Raw genomic sequence first — 17,289 nt, 5'->3', positions numbered from 1 at the left:
CAACCGCCCGGATCCCGCGCGCATTCCCCGCTGTTCGCTTTGTGTGCGAGCGGGGCGGATCCCTTGACCCGCGCGATTCCGGGGCGGGAGCGTGTGTCTCGCCATCGACTCAAGGGAGAGATCAGGATGGGACAGAAGCAGGTATTCGGCCGGCGCTCGGTGCTCGGGATGGGGGCGGCGGGCGCGCTCGCGGTCACGGCGAGCGTCGTGCTGCCGCGCGCCGCGCACGCGGCGACGGGATCCGCGGCTCCGGCGCACTCGAGCACGTCGACGTCGGGCGGCACGCTCACGACGACGTTCGACCACGACCCCGACCGCTTTCTGCGCAACCCGCTGAACGGGTTCGTGCTCTACAGCACCGCGACGGTCGCCGACGACTACTGGGAGCACTACGACAGCATGCAGGTGCCGGGGATCGACGGCGCCGTGAAGGTGTCGGACTACGCGCCGACCCTGTACATGCGGATCGCGTGGTCGGCCCTCGAGCCCGAGGAGGGCGCGTACGCGTGGGACGCCGACACGAAGGTCGCGAGCATGATCGCCGAGGCGCGGCGGCGGGACATGCGCCTGGCCTTCCGCATCGTCGTCGACAGCCGCGACAAGCCCGTCGGGTTCACGCCCGACTACGTCCGGGACGCGGGCGCGGAGGGCTACGAGTCGCAGACGGGCGACGTGACGCTCTGGTCCCCCTACCCCGACGACCCGGTCTTCCAGGAGAAGTACGCGGCCTTCCTCACGGCGTTCGCCGCGCGCTTCGGGGATCCGGAAGAGATGGACTTCGTCGACGGGTACGGCCTCGGCCTCTGGGGCGAGGGCCACACGATGAAGTACCGCGACCCCGCGAACCGCGAGGCGGTGTTCCGCTGGAACGTCGACCTCTTCACGCGCCTGTTCCCCGACGTCCCGATCGCGCTCAACTACCACCGCACGATCGGATCCGAGGTGGGCTGGGGCTCGGCGGATCCGCAGAGCCGCGCGCTCCTCGACTACGCGTACGGCCTGGGCTGGATCCTGCGCCACGACGCGTTCGGGATGACGACCTACTACGGGCAGTGGGAGCGGGAGGTCGCGGGCGCGTACCTCTTCAAACGCCCGATCCTCATGGAGGGCGGCTGGGTGACGGCGAGCCACTCGATCTCGGACGACCCGCGCGGCTACGAGACGGCGGCCGATGTGCGCCAGGGCGAGTTCGACGACTCGCAGCAGGCGCACGTCAACGCGATGGACTTCCGGGTCGGCGAGACCGACTCGTGGTTCGAGGAGTGCTTCGACCTCGTGAAGGAGTTCAACGCCGAGGGCGGGTACCGGCTGCTGCCCCAGAGCGTCCAGGCGCCGTCGAAGGTCGCGCGGGGCGGGTCCGCGACGATCGCCCACACGTGGGTCAACCGGGGCTGGGCGTACTTCCCGAGCGACCTCGCGCCGTGGCACGGGAAGTACCAGGTCGCCTTCGCGCTGCTCGACGGCGCGGGCGAGCCCGTCGAGGTGTACGCCGACGACGGGATCCCGACCCACACGTGGCGCGAGCGGCGCACGTACGACTACACGACGACCCCGACGATCGGCCAGGTCGCGCGGGGCCGCTATCGCTGGGGCGTCGCGATCGTCGACACGACGCGCGACAGCGCCCCGGCGATCGAGCTCGCGACGTCGGCCGAGACGACGGAGTCGGGCTGGCTCGTCGTCGGCGGCGTCACCGTGAGCTGAGCACGGGCCAGAGGAACGCCGCGAGGTCGATCTCGTGCGTCCGCCCCGTCGCCCAGCGGACGGTGAGCGACGTGCCCGACACGGCCGCCTCGGCGGCGCCCGCGAGGTCGCGCGGCGCCGCCGAGAGGGCGTGGAGCGAGACGAGCAGGGTCTCGCCGGCGGGGACGGATCCCCGAAGCACCGGCACGGCGGCCCGCGGCCCGAACGCGTCGGATCCGTCGACGCGCGCGATCTCGGCCGACGACCACCCCGTGAGGCCCACGATCGCCCCCGTGAGGCCGTTCGCGTTCGTCGCCGACGCGGCGAGGCCCGACGACGCGGCGGCCGGCGCGTCATCCCCCGCGATCTGCCACCCGCCCTCGCGCACAGGCCACGGGCGGTCGGATCGCACGAGGTGGGCGCGGATCTCGAGGTCGCCCTCGACGATCGTCGCGCTCGCGACCGTGACGCCCGGGAACGGGATCCCGTCGCGCTGCGGGATGTGCGCCGACGCGGCGACGGGCCCCTCGGCGCGCATCGCACGGATGGGCCCGCGGCGGCTGGCGCGCCCGTCGTCGCCGATGAGCGCGAGGTGCCCGTCGATCCCCTCCTCGAAGGCGGGCCCGGTGCCGGGCGCCGTGTGCGTCGAGTACCCGAGCTTCGCGTAGTGCGGGTCGTCGGGGTCGGGCCGCGTGGGCTCGACGGGGATCTCGCAGTGGTCGCTGCCGTGGTTCGCGAGCCGCACGATGCCGTCGCTCTGCGGCGTCAGGATCCATCCCGCCCGCGGGATCGTGCGCGGCCCGGGCACGCGCGGCTCCTCGTCCTCGGCCCACACGGGCGCCGAGGCGGGGAGCGCGAGCCCGAGGAATCCGATGCCCGCGAGGTACGGCGATCCGAACCCGCTGTAGGCCTGCGCGATCGGCTCGTGCGGGCGGAGCCAGCCGAGGCCGAGGGGCTCGCCGGCCCCGACGCCCGCGTCGACGAAGCGCCGGAGGACCCCCGATGCGAGGGCGCGCGTGCGCCCCGGGGTCAGCGCGTTCGCGCCCGAGAGCTCGGCGCACCACACGGCGGCGAGCGCCGCCGTGCGGTAGGTGAGGGATCGGCCCATGTGCAGGAGGGATCCGTCGGGCGCGACGAGGTCTGAGAAGGAGGCCGTGAAGTCGTGCAGGCGCTCGCGGTGCCGGATCCCCTCGGGCGTCCCCGTCCGGCCGGTCATCTCGTACCAGGCCCAGAGGTAGGGGTGGATCGCCCATGCGTTGTAGTGGTCGAGCGCGTGCTCGGGACCGTCGGTGTACCAGCCCTGCTCGAGGTACCAGGACTCGACGCGAGCGACGTTCCGCTCGCCGATGCAGCCCGTCACGTCCTCGTCGACCGAGCGGAGGAAGCCCTCGGCCATCGCGGGGAAGAGCTGCCAGTTGTTGTGCCACACCTCGAGGCGCGCGTGGTGGCGCAGCCAGGAGGCGATCCGGGCGCGCTCGGGCCGCGTGAGCCCGGCCCAGAGCCGGTCGCGGCTGACGTGCAGGCCGAAGGCGATGTTCGCGGCCTCGACGATGTTGTTCGTCACCCCCGTGACGGGGAAGCGGCAGGTGACGCCGAGCGGCCACGCCTCGGGCCCGTCCGGATCCGTCCCGGCGAGGAGCGCCCGCGCGTACCAGGCGAGGACCTCGTCGGACGCGGCGTCGTCGGCGCCCGCGACGAGCGGGGCGGCGAGGAGGAAGGATCGCCCGACGGCCTCCATGCTCTCGCGGCGCTCGCCGTCTCCCGTCGCCCGCCCCGGCAGCCGGGTGGCGGCGCCGAGCGGGCTCGAGAAGCGGCGCACCTGCGCGAGCCACTCGTGTCCGACGGCGGCCCAGTGCCCGCGGGTCCACCCCGTGACGGGCGAGAGCGCGCGGTCTTCGGCGGGCAGATCCATCAGGCCCTCCTGATCGTGACGCGGGCGGATCCGTCGCCCGGGGGCGTCGTGAGAACCGTGCGGAACACCGCGTCGCCCCACGCGCGGGCGAGGCGGGAGTCGCCGGGGTCGATGTCGATGCGCTGCGTCTCGGCGGCCAGGCCGGCGAACGCGAGGAGCGCAGCCCCGACCCGCAGGCCGCCCGCCGCGGGCTCGGGCTCGGCGGCCGTCATGAGCACGAGCCGCATCTCGCCCGGCGAGGCGAAGCGCCAGGCGTCGTCGATCACGACCTCCCCCGCCGCGCGGTCGAGCGCGATCTCGCGCTCGAGGGACAGGAGCCCCGCCTCGGGCGGGTAGGCGGGGGCGAGATCCATGCGCAGCGCGGCCAGGGATCCGTCGTCCGAGAACGTCGTCCCCGCGGCGCGGAACGCGGATCCGTGGGCCTGCTCGACGCCGTTCGGCAGCGGCACGCTGTGCCAGCCGCTGCGCATCGTCCAGATCGCGTACCGCATGTCGGGCATGAAGGTTTCGCGGACGTAGTCGCCGACGCCGACGTCGATGAGCACGGGCTCGCCGTCGAGCGACACGATGGGGCCGCCCGCGTCGTTGTGGTTGTGGCTGACGGCGTTGTGCCCGCCCTTCGCGGCGACGACGAAACCCGACGCGTCGTGCGCGCGCTCGCGGGCGATCGCGACCTCGGTGCCTGGCGCGTACCAGCTCGCGGGCATGCCGGGCTCGGTGGGGCCGGCCGCCGCCCATCCGGGATCGCGCAGCTCGGCGATCGTGCGCAGGAAGAGGGGCGCGAGCTGCCCGTCGAGGCCGGCCGGGTGGGCGGATCCCATCCACCGCGCGTGCCGCACGACCTCGTCGTCGCCGACCCGCGCGCCGAACCGCGCGAGCAGGTGCCACACGGCGTTCGGCGGGTGGGCGGGGGATCCGTCGGAGAAGTTGACCTGCGTGCCGCGGCCCAGCTGCATCGCCATCGGGAAGCGCGCCATGGCAGCGACGGGCGCCACGGCGAAGCCGTCGTAGGACCCTCCCGTCGCGGCCGCGAGCAGGTCGAGCGCCTCGAAGAGCGTCGCCCCCGCCCACCACCAGTAGGTCGCGCCCTCCTCGCAGCTGCCGTCGTCGGCGTATCCGGCGCGGAACCGGTCGAGGACGACGAGCGAGCGCTCGACGGTGCCGACGAGCGCGTCGCGGTCGGTCTCGGCGACCATCGCGCAGGCGAGCACGTTCGACACGATCCACGGCGCCCAGTTGTTCGGCGGGCGGCCCTCCTCCCCCACCTCCCAGAAGTGCTCCTCGCGCCCCCACTCCCGCAGCACGCGGCGGCGGATCTCGTGGCGGATCCGCGCGCGGATCCCCGGGAAGGCGTCGTCGAGCGCGTCGCCCGCGATGCGGTCGATCGCCGCGAGCATGCCGCCGACGTAGCCGCACGAGAGGTCGAGGACGTCGCGGCCGGGGATCGGGAGCGGCGGCCTGTCGGCGCCGACGAGGTAGTGCGAGGGCAGGCACCAGGCCGTGAGCTCGCACACGCGCCACACGGCGTCGGCGAGGCGGGGCGCCCACGCGCCGGCGTCGCCCGTCGCGCCCCATGCGAGGGCCGCCGTCGCGGTCTCGGCGAGGAGGGCCCGCTGCGCGCGCTCGTACGGCATGCGCTCGCCCGTCGCGGCGTAGTGCGCCCAGAGCGAGAGCGCGGGCGGCGCCGCGGCGGCCTCGTCGCGCCGGGCGTCGGCCGCCGCCGTCAGCCGCGCGGCGTCGAGGCCCGCCCACGCGGCTCGCTCCGAGACGGGAGGGGCGGGCGCCCAGAGCGCGGGGTCGAGCGCGGCGCGCGCGTCGGCCCCGAACCGCGCGAGGAATCCCCCGGTCACGCGATGACGGCCATCCGCCGCGGCGTGATCGCGTCGGCGAACGCGCCGGTCCGGGCGAAGCGGATCGCCTCGTCGACGGCGTGGGCCGCGAGGCGGCCGTTCTCGTTCCCGACGGATCCCGCGAGGTGCGGCGTCAGGAGGGTGTTGGGGGCGGACCAGAGCCGGTCGCCCGCGGGGAGCGGCTCGCGCGCCGTGACGTCGAGGAACGCCGCGATGTCGCCCGCCTCGAGGCGGTCGGCGAGCGCCTCCTCGTCGACGAGCTCGCCGCGGGCCGTGTTGATGAGCGCCGCGCCGGGCTTCATGCTCGCGATGGCCTCGCGCCCGATCATGCCCCGCGTCGACGGCAGCGACGGGGCGTGCAGCGTGACGACGTCGCTCGTCGCGACGAGCTCCTCGAGGGGGACGACCTCCGCGCCGAGCGCGCGGCGCTGGTCCGCGTCGAGCGTCGGGTCCGAGACCACGACCTCGACGTCGAGCGAGCCGAGCCGCTCGATCACGAGCTGGCCCACGTGCGAGGCGCCGACGACGCCGACGCGGATCCCGTGGGATCCGATCCACGGCCAGGCGGCGCGCGCGTCGGGCTGACGGCCGCTCGCGCGGTACCCCTCCTCGGCCCACAGCACGCGCTTGGCCGCGAGCACGACCATCGCGAACGCGAACTCCGCGACCGGCACCGCGTTGGCACCTGCCGCAGACGCGACGGCGACGCCCTCGTCGAGGAGCGCGTCGGTCACGACGGGGCGCACGGTCCCGGCCGCGTGCGAGACGGCGGCGAGCGCCGGCAGGGCGCCCCGCATCTCGCCCTCGATGACGGGCGTCCCCCACCCCGTGATCACGATCTCGGCGCGCGAGAGCAGCTCGCGGTCGGCGAGGTCGCGCGGATCGAGCGGCTCGGGCGAGAGCAGCTCGAGGGACGGCTCGGCGATCAGCCGGGCGACGTCGGGCGCGTCGAACACGCTCGCGAACGTGCGATCGGGCATGAGGAACGCGACGGCCCGTCGCGCAGGGTCCTCGGGGTGCGGCATGTCGGCTTCTCCTTCGTCTCCGACGGCGGGATCTACGAAAGGCGAAGACGGCAATCGGCGTCAAGCCGCGCAGTTCAAACGAACATCACTCGAACATCACGACCGCGGGGACGCCGTCGACCGGCGCGAGACGAGGTTGGGGCGGAGCGTGAGGTGGCGCGACGTCAGGGCGCGCTCGGGCGTCGTCGACACGCGGTCGAAGAGCATGCCGACGGCCGCCCACCCGACGTCGCGCTTGGGAGGGCTCACGGCCGTGAGCGGGACCGCGGCGAGCGCCGCCACCTCGTCGTCGTACGCGACGACCGAGAGATCCCCCGGGATCGACAGCCCCATCGCGAGCGCCGCCTCGACGAACTCGACGGCGTAGCGATCCGAGTGCACGAAGACCGCCGTCACCCCCGCCGCGACGGCCCGCTCGAGGTACGCCGTGCTCTGCTCGCGGATCCCCCGCCGGTGGTCGATCTGCGCGACCGCCTCGGCGCCGCACGCGAGCCCCAGCCCGCGGACCGCGCGGTCGAAGCCCGTGCGCAGGTGCGGCATCGTCGGGGTCGCGAAGGTCACCATGCCGACGTGCGTGTGCCCGAGCTCGGCGAACAGCCGGATCGCGACGACGGCCCCCGCCGCGTGGTCGGTGCGCACGAGGTCGAGGGCGCCCGCGTGGATCGCGTCGTCGAGCGAGCGCTCCACGACGACGACCGGCACGGGCGAGTCGATCAGCATCCCGAAGGTCTCGAACTCCTCGTTCGTCGCCGACGTCACGAGCAGCCCGTCGACCCCGCGGTCGATGAGCCGCTGCACCTGGAAGCGCTCGCGCCCGGCGTCGTAGTCGCTGATCCCGAGCACGAGGCGCCCGCCGAGCGACTGCACGCGCTCGACGGCGCCGTCGACGATCGCCGGGAAGTAGTACCCGGGATCCGGGACGACGAATCCGAACGTGAACAGGGGTTCGTTCGCGACCGGGACGGGGCCCGCCGACGAGCGCGGGGGCGGGCGGTGGCCCGACGCCGTGACGTCGGCGCGCTCGGGGCGCTGGGGCTCGTCGACGGGGACGGCGCCGCCGTGCACCCGCCGGAGCATCCCGCGCTCGGCGAGCTCGCCGAGGTCGCGGCGCACCGTCATCGCCGAGATCCCCATGCGGTCCGCGAAGTCGGTCGCCGACAGGCTCCCGTGCAGCTTGAGCTCGGACAGGATCCTCTCCTGCCGCTGCGTCAGATCCATCGAACCTCCATGTTCGATTTCTGATCGAGTGAATATCGGGTCTTGACCCTACATCGACCGCGCTCCCAGGATGAGGGGCGTTCCGGCGCCGACGACGGCGGCGGACGCACGTAGCGATGGAGGTACGTTCATGCGCGCACCCGCGCCCTTCTCCCGCCGGGCCTTCCTCGGCGGGATGCTCGCGACCGCCGGGCTGTCGGCGCTCGCCCTCACCGGCTGTTCGACCAACTCGTTCAGCGGCAAGGCCAAGACCATCACGGTCATGACGGTGTCGAGCGAGGTCACCGACGAGCTGCTCGCCGCCTGGGAGCAGTCGCACCCCGACATCGGCCTGTCGTTCATCAACTTCGACCAGGTCCGCCTCAACTCGATGATCGCGGCGGGCAACCCGCCCGACGTCGTGCGCGCGACGGGCGCCTCGCAGTCGGCGTACTACGCCGCCCGCGGCCTCTCGCACCCGCTCGACGACTACATGCGCCAGTCGAGCCTCGTCGCGCTCGACGACCTCGCGGTCGTCAACGACGTGTGGCGGTGGGACGGATCCGTGCAGGGCCAGGGCCCGCACTACGGCATGACGAAGGACTGGTCGCAGGACTTCATGTACTGGATCAACACCCGCATGTTCGACGAGGCGGGGCTCGCCGTCCCGACGGCCGATCGGCCCCTCACCTACGACCAGCTGCTCGAGTACGGCACGGCGATGACCTCGCGCGAGGGCGGCCGCGTGACCCAGTACGGGCTGTTCAACACGACCCCGTCCGTCGCCTCGATCTCGCAGATGGTCGCGACGATGGGCGGCACGATCTACAACGACGACCTCTCGAAGATCGACTTCACGTCGCCCGAGGCGCAGCGCGCCATGCAGTGGTTCGTCGACGTCGCGAGCGAGAGGGTCGGATACACGCTCGTCGACGTCAGCCCCGAGGGGTGGGACTGGCCCGCGTTCCAGGCGCAGCGCCTCGCGATGGACGGCGCCGGGTACTGGATGACCGGGACGATCACCCCGGACGACGAGGTGTCGCAGTACGCGCAGCTCGTGCCCGCGCCGACGATGGGCGACACCCGGATCAGCCCCACCCGCGCCGCGACGGGCTTCTGGATCGCCGAGAACTCGCGCATGAAGGACGAGGCGTGGCAGTTCATCGAGTGGTTCTGCGGCGGCGAGCCCGCCGAGCGGCGCGCGACGACGGGCGGCGGGATCCCGCCGATCGACAGCCTCTACGGGCGCCTGCCGCAGGAGACGGATCTCCAGAAGCAGGCGTACGAGACGCAGATGAACGAGCTGCAGTATCTGCAGGCGATCCCGTCCTCGCCCTTCATCGATCCCACCGCGATCGACGCGACGCTCTCCGACAAGTTCGGCCGCGTCGTGCGCGGAGACATGACCATCGGCCAGTGGGCCGACTCGACCACGACGTCGGTGAACGCGCTTCTCGCGAACGGCGTCTCTCTCGTGGGGATGTGACCCGCATGACCGTTCTGACATCCGAGCCGACGACCCGCGAGGTCACGGCCCCGCCGCCCGGATCCCGCCCGAAGGCGCGCCCGTCGCGGGCCCGCCGCGCGGAGGGCCGCGCGTTCTACGGCTTCATCTCGCCGTGGCTCGCCGGCACCGTGCTTCTGACCCTGTTCCCGCTGATCTACGCGTTCGCGATCAGCATGACGAACTGGGACGGGATCTCGCCCTCGTTCAGCTGGGTCGGGCTCGCGAACTACGCCGACGTGCTGACGGATCCCGACACCTGGGCGAGCCTCGGCCGCACGGGCCTCCTCGCGCTCGTCGTCGTCCCGATCACGATCGTCGGGAGCCTCCTGCTCGCGATCCTGCTGAACCAGAAGGTGCGCGGCCGCACGTGGTTCCGCGTGTTCATCTACCTGCCGGCGATCGTGCCGCCCGTCGCCGCGACCCTGACGTGGAAGCTGATCTTCGACCGCGACACGGGCGCGCTCAACGCCTTCCTCGGCTTCCTCGGGCTCGACGCCGTCGACTGGTTCAACGGCGACGCCGTGTTCGGCGTGCTGATCTGCGTCATGCTCTGGGGCATCGGCGGCGGCGTGATCATCAACCTCGCGGCGCTGCAGGACGTGTCACAGGAGCTGCTCGAGGCCGCGACGCTCGACGGCGCGAACCCGCTCCAGCGCTTCTGGAACGTGACGCTCCCGTCGATCTCGCCCGTCATGCTGTTCCAGACGATCACAGCGACAATCGGCGCGCTGCAGACCTTCGTCCCGGCGCTGCTGCTCTCGCCCGCGGCGGGCGCCGCCGCGATCACGGCCGTTCCCGAGGCCAACCAGATCTACATGATCGACGTCTACGCGAAGTACTTCGCGTTCTCGCAGTACGGCCCCGCTTCGGCCATGCTCTGGCTGTTCTTCCTGGCCATCCTCGTCGTCACCGTCCTGACGTTCCGCATCGGCGGGCGCACGGTGTTCTACGCGGTCGATCCGTCCGAGGAGGGGCGATGACCATCACCGACAACAGGACCATGGGATCCGAGACCGAGACGATCGTCACGGCCGGGGCCCCGAAGCGGATCCGCGAGCGCCTGAAGGCGCGCCCCGGCCTCTTCATCGTCCTGACGATCATCTCGGTCGTCCTGCTGCTGCCCGTCCTGCTGCTGATCATCACGTCGCTGAAGTCGGCGGATCAGCTCTCGAGCGGCGACTTCGTGTGGCTGCCGATCCCCGCCGCGTGGAGCAACTTCGTCAGCGCGTTCACGGAGGAGCCCTTCGCGATCTACGCCGTGAACTCGTTCTTCCTCGCGACGATCTCGGGCGTGCTCTCGACGTTCTTCTCGGCGCTCGTCGGCTACGGCTTCGCGCGCCTGCGCGGGCCGGGCAAGAAGTTCATGTTCGGCGTGCTGATCTCGATGATGCTCGTGCCCGGGATCGTGACGCTCATCCCGACCTACCTGATGTTCTCGCAGATCGGGCTCGTCGGGACCTACTGGCCGTGGGTGCTGTGGGGCATCTCGGGATCGCCGTACATGATCTTCCTCTACCGCCAGTTCTTCGCGGGCCTGCCGCGTGAGCTCGAGGAGGCGGCCACGCTCGACGGCTGCTCGCGGTTCGGCACCTTCATGCGGATCTTCCTGCCGGTGTCGAAGCCGATAATCGTGACGGTCTTCGTGCTCTCGTTCACGGGCGTGTGGGGCGACTTCATCACCCCGAACCTGCTGCTCAACTACGACAACACGACGCTCGCCGTCGCGCTCGCGTCGGGATACGTCAACGACCAGGGATTCCCGCTCAACAACCTCATCGCGGCCGCGGCGATCCTCTACGTCGTCCCGATGGTCGTCGTGTTCCTGTTCGCGCAGCGCAGCTACGTCGCGGGCTTCGCGACCTCGGGGATCAAATAGCCCGGATCTCGATCCGGTTCCCGGGGACGGGAGGGGCGAGGCGCAGTCGGAAGACCGCCTCGCCCCACGCCGCCGCGAGCGAGGGGTCGTCGGTCGGGATCCGCTCCCACGAGGCCTCCGCGCCCGTCGCGAGCGCCGCCCGCACCTCGCCCGAGTCGACGCCGACGAGGCCGAGAGATCCGTCGTCGCGCCGCACGGGCTCGCGCGGGAGCATGAGCACGAGCTCGGCGTCGGCGCCCGCCCACGCATCGGTCACCGCGATCCCGCCCGGGACGGGCTCGATCGTGCGGACCCACGTCGCGACCGCGCCCGCCGGGTAGGCGCCCGCGATGTCGAGCGAGAAGCGCCACGAGTCGCCCGTGTTGCCGCGCTCGTCGGCCGCCGCGAACTCGGCGCCGACGCCCTGCTGCTCGCCCGCGACGATCGGGACGCCGTGGAACTCCGAGCGCGTGAACCACTGCTCGTAGCGGCGCTCGGAGAAGCTCGCGGCGGTGTACTGCCCCGCGCCGATGTCGACGACGACGGGCTCCCCCGCGACGGCGACGACGAAGGTGCCGACGTCGAGGTGGTTGTGCGGCTCGCCGTTGTGCCCGCCCTTCGCGACGACGCGGACGCCGTCGTTCGTCGCCGAGAAGACGCCCGTGTCGGGCAGCCACCGCGCGGAGAACGTCACGGCGCCGGGTCGCGGATCGAGGGCGTTCCACGCGTCGTCGAAGAGCGACCGGACGGCGCGGCCGAGCGGCAGCGGCGTGGGCGTCGCGGGGCCGGATCCGCGCATAGCCCGCGCGTACTCCGCGACCTCGGGCTGCGCCGTGAGCGTCGCGAAGCGGTGCAGCAGCTCGGGCGAGACGTGGTCGTGCACGAAGCCCGCGCCGGCCGTGATCCGGGCCTTGCCGTCGGCGAAGGTCGCGTTCCAGCGCCCGTCGCCAAGCGCGACCGCGAGCGGGTACGACGCCGTCGCTCCGAGGAGCGGCGCGAGGAACGCCCGCACGGCCGAGTCGGGGTCGCCGAGGCCCAGGAGCTCGATCGCCTCGAAGAAGCGGGCCCCCGACTGCCACCAGTACATGACGCCCTCCTGCGATCCGCCGTCGCGGGGCACGCCGTCGGCGTAGCTCTGCAGGCTCTCGGCCGCGAGGTCGAGGCGGGCGGGGATCCGGGTCGCGTCCTCGGGCTCGGTGAGGAGCAGCGCCGTGAGGACGTTCGAGACGATCCACGGGTTCCAGTTCGCGGCCTGGCCGAACCACCCGTAGCGGCGGCCGTCGCGCTCGAAGGGCTCGAGCACGCGGCGCTCGATCTCGCGCACGATCCGCCCGTCGTCGCCGTGGACCGAGGCGATCCAGGCGAGCGTGCCGGCCGTCTCGGCCGCGAAGAGGTCGAGCACGGGGACGCGGGGGTCGGGCTCGGGCATGAGCTCGCCGTCCGGCAGGCGGTAGTGCGCGGGCAGGCACCAGCTGTCCTCGGCGAGGATCGCGCCGAGCTCGACCTTGAGCGAGGCGCGCAGCCCCGCGTCGTCGGGCCGGAGCGCCGCCGCGAGGGCGAAGAGCGTCACGCGGCGGCGGCGCTCGAAGTAGGGCGTCTCGAAGGTCGTGCGGGTGCCGTCGTCGACGAACGCGGCCCACTGCTCGCGGGTCAGCGCGGGGGTCGCCTCGAGCGCTGCCTCGGCCGCCGCCGCGACGACGCCGTCCGCGCTCGCGCCGTCGCGCTGCGCCCAGAGGTCGTCGCCCGCCCGCGGGATCGGCCGGTACGGCACGCCGGCCGCGACGGCCGCGAGGTCGAAGCTTCGGAGGTCGGGGGTCTGCTCTGACACCCTTCGACGCTATCGGCCCCAGCCGTTCGCGTCATCCGGACGCCGCCTTCCGCGTTCATATGACGCCGGGGCATGTTCGTTTCCGATCGAAGGTGCCGGGGCGTCATCCGAACGCGGATCCGGGCGCCCGCGTCACGCCCGCGGGCTGCGGATCCCGATCCACGACACGACGCCGCCCGCCGCCATCAGCGCCGCGACGACGATCGCCGAGCGGCGGAAGCCGTCGAGGTCGAGCGTCGAGCCGACGATGCCGCCGATCGCCGCCGTCGCGAGCAGCCCCGCGACGCGCGAGATCGCGTTGTTCGCGGCGCTCGCGATGCCGCTCCGCGCGGGCTCGATCGCGCCGAGGATCGCCGACGTCAGCGGCGACACCATGATCGACAGGCCGAGCCCGAACACCGTCATCGCCGGCAGCACCTGCCGCCAGTACGAGAAGTCGGGCGAGACCGCGAGCAGCATGAGCGAGCCGATCGCCATGAGGACCGGGCCGGCCGTCATGAAGATCCGCGGCCCGAAGCGGCCCGCGAGCGCGCCGACGCGCGACGAGAGCAGGATCATGAGGATCGTCACCGGCAGGCTCGCGAGGCCCGCGAGCGTCGCCGAGAGGCCCGCTCCCTGCTGCAGGTAGATCGCGACGACGAAGCCGTTGAGCGCGAGCGCCGCGTAGATGAACGCCGTCGCGATGTTGCCCACGCCGAAGTTGCGCACCCGGAACAGCGACAGCGGCAGCATCGGCTCGGCCGCGGTGTGCTGGCGCCGGAGGAAGAGGGCGAAGAGCGCGGCGCCGACCACGAGCGTGACGGGGATCGCGGGGTGCCCCCAGCCGAGCCGCGGCTGCTCGATGAGGCCGAAGACGAGGGATCCGAACCCCACGACGCACAGCGACGCGCTGACGAGGTCGACGCGCGCGCCGGGCCGGCGGGGCGGATCCGCGACCCCGCGCAGCAGGACGAGGGTGACGGCCACGGGGATCACGTTGATGAGGAACGCGAGGCGCCAGCTCGCGAGGTCGACGAGGAGGCCGCCGATCAGCGGGCCCGCGATCTGCGCGCCCGTCGTGAAGGCCGTCCACGTTCCGATCGCCTTCGCCTGCGCCGCGCCCGAGAAGGCCGAGGTGATGAGGGCGAGCGAGCTCGGCACGAGGAAGGCGCCCGCCGCGCCCTGCACGAGGCGCGCGACGACGAGGGTGATCGGCTCGGGAGCGAGCGCGACGCCGAGCGACGAGAGGCCGAACCCGATGAGGCCGATCCGCAGCACGAGCGTGCGCCCGAACGCGTCGCTGATCGAGCCGGCGACGAGGATCAGCGCGCCGAGCGTGATGAGGTAGCCGTCGACGACCCACTGCTGCGTCGCGAGCCCGCCGCCCAGGCCGCGGTCGATCGCCGGGAGGGCGACGTTGACGATCGTCCCGTCGAGGAACGCGCAGAACGACGCGAGGATGGCGATCCAGAGAACGCGTTGCGCGGGCACGGATCAACGGTACGCGCGATCCCCTCCCGCGCGGCTCGGCGCCGACCGTCAGCGCGCGAGCGCGACCAGCTCGCCGCGGGTGCGGGCGCCGTACTTCCGCAGCAGGTTGGCGACGTGGTACTTCACGGTGTTGACGCTGATGCCGAGCTGCTCGCCGATCGCCCCGTTGGCGGCCCCCGACGTCACGAGCCGCAGGACGTCGCGCTCGCGCGGCGTCAGGGCCTCGGCGTCGTCGATCTGCTCCGACAGCGCCGGCGGATCGAGCGGCATGACGATCGAGATCGTCGACCCCCATCCGGCCGTCGACGCGACGCTCAGGCGCCCGTCGAGCGCCGACACGCGCTCCGCCATCGGGCGCATCGTGTCGTCGTGGACGTCGAGGTCGCCGTTGCCGTCGTCGCGGATCTCGACGAGCAGGTTCCGGCCGTCGCAGTCCCACTGCACGCGCACGCGCTCGGCGGATCCGCGGTCGACGAGCGCGAGGACGGCGCCGCGGACGATCGCCCGCGCCGTGTGCGCGACCTCACCGGGGAGCGCGCGGCCCGTGGCGGGCGGCTCGACGAACTCGATGTCGACGGATCCGAAGCGCACGAGCGGACGCAGGTCGTTGCGCAGGCGCAGGAAGGCCGACGACACGGGCTCGACGAGGGCGCTCTGCTGCGCGTCGGACCGCGTGCGCACGGCGACGAGCTCGGACGACGCGATCTCGACCGCCTCGACGCGCGCCGCGCGGTCGTCGAGGCGCGACGACCGCAGAACCGCGAGGAGCGATTCGAGGGTCAGCGCGTGCCGGTCGGCCTGCTCGGCGACGAGCCGCGCGTGCTGGGCGACGAGGGCGCGCGTCGCGGGTTCGGGCAGGTCCGTCATGCGCCCAGCCTATTCCTCCGGCGGATCCCACCCGGAGGGATGGGGCGGCCACCGCGTCGGGTAGCGGCGCGACCGGATCAGGGCGATCACGCTGGATGCATGCCCGAAACCGCACTGCGCATCGTCGCGTCAGAGATCACGGCCCTCCTCGAGCACATCCCGGCCGTCGACGGCCTGGCCGACCGGATCGGATCCGCGCAGCGCGTCTTCGTGCACGGCGCGGGCCGCTCGGGCCTCGCGCTGCGGATGACGGCGATGCGGCTCATGCACCTCGGCGTCACGACGTTCGTCGTGGGCGAGGTGACGACGCCGGCGATCGGACCCGGGGATCTGCTCCTCACGGCGAGCGGATCCGGCACCACGGGCGGCATCGTGCGCGCGGCGGAGGCCGCCCGCGCCGCGGGAGCCGACGTCGCGGCGATCTCGACGACCGGCGACTCGCCCCTCTCGCGCCTCGCCTCCGTCACGCTCGTGCTGCCCGCGGCGCACAAGACCGACCGATCGGGCGCCGCGTCGGCGCAGTACGCCGGCTCGCTGTTCGAGCAGGGCGTCGTGCTCGCGGGCGACGCCCTCTTCCACGAGCTGTGGCGGCGCAGCGGAGCGACCGCCGACGAGCTGTGGCCGCGCCACGCCAACCTCGAATGACCACCACCGAAAGAAAGCTGGATCCCATGAAGCTGCAGTTCGCCATGGACACCCTCACGACCGAGGCCGCCCTCGAGCTCGCGGCGGCCGCCGCGCCGCACGTCGACATCCTCGAGCTCGGCACCCCGCTCATCAAGAGCGAGGGCCTCCGCGCCATCACGGCGATCAAGGAGGCGCACCCCGACAAGATCGTGTTCGCGGACCTGAAGACGATGGACGCCGGCGAGCTCGAGGCCGACATCGCGTTCTCGGCGGGCGCCGACCTCGTGACCGTCCTCGGATCCGCGGGCGACAGCACGATCGCCGGTGCCGTGAAGGCGGCCGAGAAGCATGGCAAGGGCGTCGTCGTCGACCTCATCGGCGTCGCCGACAAGCCCGCCCGCGCGAAGGAGGTCGTGGCCCTCGGCGCGCAGTTCGTCGAGATGCACGCGGGCCTCGACGAGCAGGCCGAGCCCGGCTTCACGTTCGAGACGCTGCTGCGCGACGGCGAGTCGGCCGGCGTGCCGTTCTCGGTCGCGGGCGGCGTGAACGCGTCGTCGGTCGCGTCGGTCCAGGACGCCGGCGCGCAGGTCGCGGTCGCCGGCAGCGCGATCTACAGCGCGGACGACGTCGCGGCGGCCGCCGCGGAGATCCGCGCCGCCATCCGCTGACCCGCGCACCCTCCCGCACAGAAATCGCCTTCCCGCACAGATCCTCGTCGGATCCGTGTGCGGGAAGGCGATTTCTGTGGGCGAAGGCGGGGGTCAGGCGAGCGCGAGCATCTGCCGCATCAGCGATGCGAGCTCGGTCGTCGAGACGCGCGGGTGCTCGGGGTGCCATTGCACGCCGCGGATCGGCAGGGTGCGGTGCGCGACCGCCTCGACGACGCCGTCGGCGGCGCGGTGCGTGACGACGAGCGGATCCGCGACGCGATCGATCGCCTGGTGGTGCGTGCACAGCACGGCGTCCGGGGCGTCGAGCCCCCGAGGGTCGACGCGAGCGATCGGCGTCGACACATACCCGTCGCCCTCGGCCCGGCGATGGCCCGTCATCTCCTGGTCGAGCGTGCCGCCGAGCACGACGTTGAGGAGCTGGTTCCCCCGGCACACCCCGAGAAGCGGCCGGCCGCCCTCGACGGCGTCGCGCACGATCGCCGCCTGGACCGCGTCGGCCCGCGTCTCGTAGGGGAACGACGCGTCGCGCGCGTCCTCTGCCCCGAAGAGCGCGGGATCCACGTCGTCGCCCCCGAGGATCACGACGAGATCGGCGTCCCGCGCGGCGGCGCGGATCTCGCCCTCGTCCTCCTCGGCGGCCGCGTGCAGCGCCGCCGTCATCCCCGCGGCCTCGGCCGCGGCGAGCGCCCCGGCGTTCAGCTCCTCGAGTAGATCCTGGAACCACCGGTTCGCGGGGTCGCGCTGGGTGCGCACATGGATGAAGGCGGCGTGGGGCACGAGATCACGCTAGTGCGGCG

General features: G+C 73.0%; 14 protein-coding genes. 6 read left to right on the top strand and 8 right to left on the bottom strand.

The genetic code is table 11. The features are described from left to right. The first annotated feature begins 126 nt into the window (after positions 1-126). Positions 127-1,704, top strand: a complete 1,578-nt coding sequence (locus H576_RS14450) for a DUF4832 domain-containing protein (RefSeq protein ID WP_156888136.1) — start codon at positions 127-129, stop codon at positions 1,702-1,704. Here the strand turns inward: H576_RS14450 and H576_RS14445 are convergent. The 4 genes from H576_RS14445 to H576_RS0105535 form a co-directional block, all read right to left on the bottom strand. Further along, positions 1,691-3,595, bottom strand: a complete 1,905-nt coding sequence (locus tag H576_RS14445) for a DUF2264 domain-containing protein (RefSeq protein WP_051172223.1) — start codon at positions 3,593-3,595, stop codon at positions 1,691-1,693. The genes H576_RS14450 and H576_RS14445 overlap by 14 nt on opposite strands. After that, a complete protein-coding gene (locus H576_RS14440) occupies positions 3,595-5,445 on the bottom strand; it encodes a heparinase II/III family protein (RefSeq protein ID WP_051172222.1) in 1,851 nt (616 codons plus the stop codon). The genes H576_RS14445 and H576_RS14440 overlap by 1 nt, the downstream gene beginning before the upstream one ends. After that, a complete protein-coding gene (locus H576_RS14435; RefSeq protein ID WP_036319462.1) occupies positions 5,442-6,470 on the bottom strand; it encodes a hydroxyacid dehydrogenase in 1,029 nt (342 codons plus the stop codon). Before H576_RS14435 ends, H576_RS14440 begins: the two co-directional genes overlap by 4 nt. Positions 6,471-6,566: 96 nt before the next feature. Continuing rightward, positions 6,567-7,688 carry a substrate-binding domain-containing protein gene (locus tag H576_RS0105535; protein ID WP_029150124.1) on the bottom strand — a complete coding sequence of 374 codons (1,122 nt, stop codon included), beginning with the start codon at positions 7,686-7,688 and terminating at the stop codon, positions 6,567-6,569. Positions 7,689-7,818: 130 nt separating this feature from the next. Between H576_RS0105535 and H576_RS0105530 the strand changes: the two genes are divergently transcribed. The 3 genes from H576_RS0105530 to H576_RS0105520 are packed head-to-tail and all read left to right on the top strand — an operon-like array spanning position 7,819 to position 11,050. After that, on the top strand, positions 7,819-9,153 hold the full coding sequence (locus H576_RS0105530; RefSeq protein WP_029150123.1) for an ABC transporter substrate-binding protein: 1,335 nt from the start codon (positions 7,819-7,821) through the stop codon (positions 9,151-9,153). A gap of 5 nt (positions 9,154-9,158) precedes the next feature. After that, entirely contained in the window at positions 9,159-10,154 is a 996-nt protein-coding gene (locus H576_RS14430; protein WP_036319460.1) for a carbohydrate ABC transporter permease, read from the top strand. After that, positions 10,151-11,050 carry a carbohydrate ABC transporter permease gene (locus tag H576_RS0105520; RefSeq protein ID WP_084502478.1) on the top strand — a complete coding sequence of 300 codons (900 nt, stop codon included), beginning with the start codon at positions 10,151-10,153 and terminating at the stop codon, positions 11,048-11,050. Before H576_RS14430 ends, H576_RS0105520 begins: the two co-directional genes overlap by 4 nt. Here H576_RS0105520 and H576_RS0105515 read toward each other — a convergent pair. From H576_RS0105515 to H576_RS0105505, 3 genes are all read right to left on the bottom strand, one after another. After that, the gene (locus tag H576_RS0105515) at positions 11,043-12,857 is read right to left on the bottom strand and encodes a heparinase II/III domain-containing protein (RefSeq protein ID WP_029150121.1); all 1,815 of its coding nucleotides are present in this window, start codon (positions 12,855-12,857) and stop codon (positions 11,043-11,045) included. The genes H576_RS0105520 and H576_RS0105515 overlap by 8 nt on opposite strands. 132 nt (positions 12,858-12,989) lie before the next feature. Beyond that, positions 12,990-14,327: an MFS transporter gene (locus H576_RS0105510; RefSeq protein ID WP_029150120.1), complete on the bottom strand. Its 1,338-nt coding sequence runs from the start codon at positions 14,325-14,327 to the stop codon at positions 12,990-12,992. A gap of 48 nt (positions 14,328-14,375) precedes the next feature. After that, positions 14,376-15,194, bottom strand: a complete 819-nt coding sequence (locus tag H576_RS0105505; protein WP_051172219.1) for a helix-turn-helix transcriptional regulator — start codon at positions 15,192-15,194, stop codon at positions 14,376-14,378. 99 nt (positions 15,195-15,293) lie between these two features. On the opposite strand from H576_RS0105505, the gene hxlB reads away from it, so the two are divergent. Together hxlB and hxlA are read left to right on the top strand one after the other, a co-directional pair. Beyond that, positions 15,294-15,839: a 6-phospho-3-hexuloisomerase gene (hxlB, locus tag H576_RS0105500; protein ID WP_029150118.1), complete on the top strand. Its 546-nt coding sequence runs from the start codon at positions 15,294-15,296 to the stop codon at positions 15,837-15,839. Between the two features lie 26 nt (positions 15,840-15,865). Beyond that, complete coding sequence (gene hxlA / locus H576_RS0105495; RefSeq protein ID WP_029150117.1) at positions 15,866-16,489, top strand: 3-hexulose-6-phosphate synthase; 624 nt, start codon at positions 15,866-15,868, stop codon at positions 16,487-16,489. Between the two features lie 93 nt (positions 16,490-16,582). On the opposite strand, the gene H576_RS14425 is transcribed toward hxlA, so the two are convergent. Continuing rightward, positions 16,583-17,269: a gamma-glutamyl-gamma-aminobutyrate hydrolase family protein gene (locus tag H576_RS14425; RefSeq protein ID WP_051172218.1), complete on the bottom strand. Its 687-nt coding sequence runs from the start codon at positions 17,267-17,269 to the stop codon at positions 16,583-16,585. Positions 17,270-17,289: the final 20 nt, after the last annotated feature.

The organism is Microbacterium indicum DSM 19969 (genome assembly GCF_000422385.1).
In the GTDB taxonomy this organism is placed as follows: domain Bacteria; phylum Actinomycetota; class Actinomycetes; order Actinomycetales; family Microbacteriaceae; genus Microbacterium; species Microbacterium indicum.
This window is presented reverse-complemented; position numbering and strand designations above follow the sequence as displayed.

Excerpts from the sequence above, each read along its gene's own strand:
- H576_RS14450 (WP_156888136.1), top strand. The coding sequence starts at position 127 with ATGGGACAGAAGCAGGTATTCGGCCGGCGCTCGGTGCTCGGGATGGGG.
- H576_RS14445 (WP_051172223.1), bottom strand. The coding sequence starts at position 3,595 with ATGGATCTGCCCGCCGAAGACCGCGCGCTCTCGCCCGTCACGGGGTGG.
- H576_RS14435 (WP_036319462.1), bottom strand. The coding sequence starts at position 6,470 with ATGCCGCACCCCGAGGACCCTGCGCGACGGGCCGTCGCGTTCCTCATG.
- H576_RS0105535 (WP_029150124.1), bottom strand. The coding sequence starts at position 7,688 with ATGGATCTGACGCAGCGGCAGGAGAGGATCCTGTCCGAGCTCAAGCTG.
- H576_RS0105530 (WP_029150123.1), top strand. The coding sequence starts at position 7,819 with ATGCGCGCACCCGCGCCCTTCTCCCGCCGGGCCTTCCTCGGCGGGATG.
- H576_RS14430 (WP_036319460.1), top strand. The coding sequence starts at position 9,159 with ATGACCGTTCTGACATCCGAGCCGACGACCCGCGAGGTCACGGCCCCG.
- H576_RS0105520 (WP_084502478.1), top strand. The coding sequence starts at position 10,151 with ATGACCATCACCGACAACAGGACCATGGGATCCGAGACCGAGACGATC.
- H576_RS0105505 (WP_051172219.1), bottom strand. The coding sequence starts at position 15,194 with ATGACGGACCTGCCCGAACCCGCGACGCGCGCCCTCGTCGCCCAGCAC.
- hxlB (WP_029150118.1), top strand. The coding sequence starts at position 15,294 with ATGCCCGAAACCGCACTGCGCATCGTCGCGTCAGAGATCACGGCCCTC.
- hxlA (WP_029150117.1), top strand. The coding sequence starts at position 15,866 with ATGAAGCTGCAGTTCGCCATGGACACCCTCACGACCGAGGCCGCCCTC.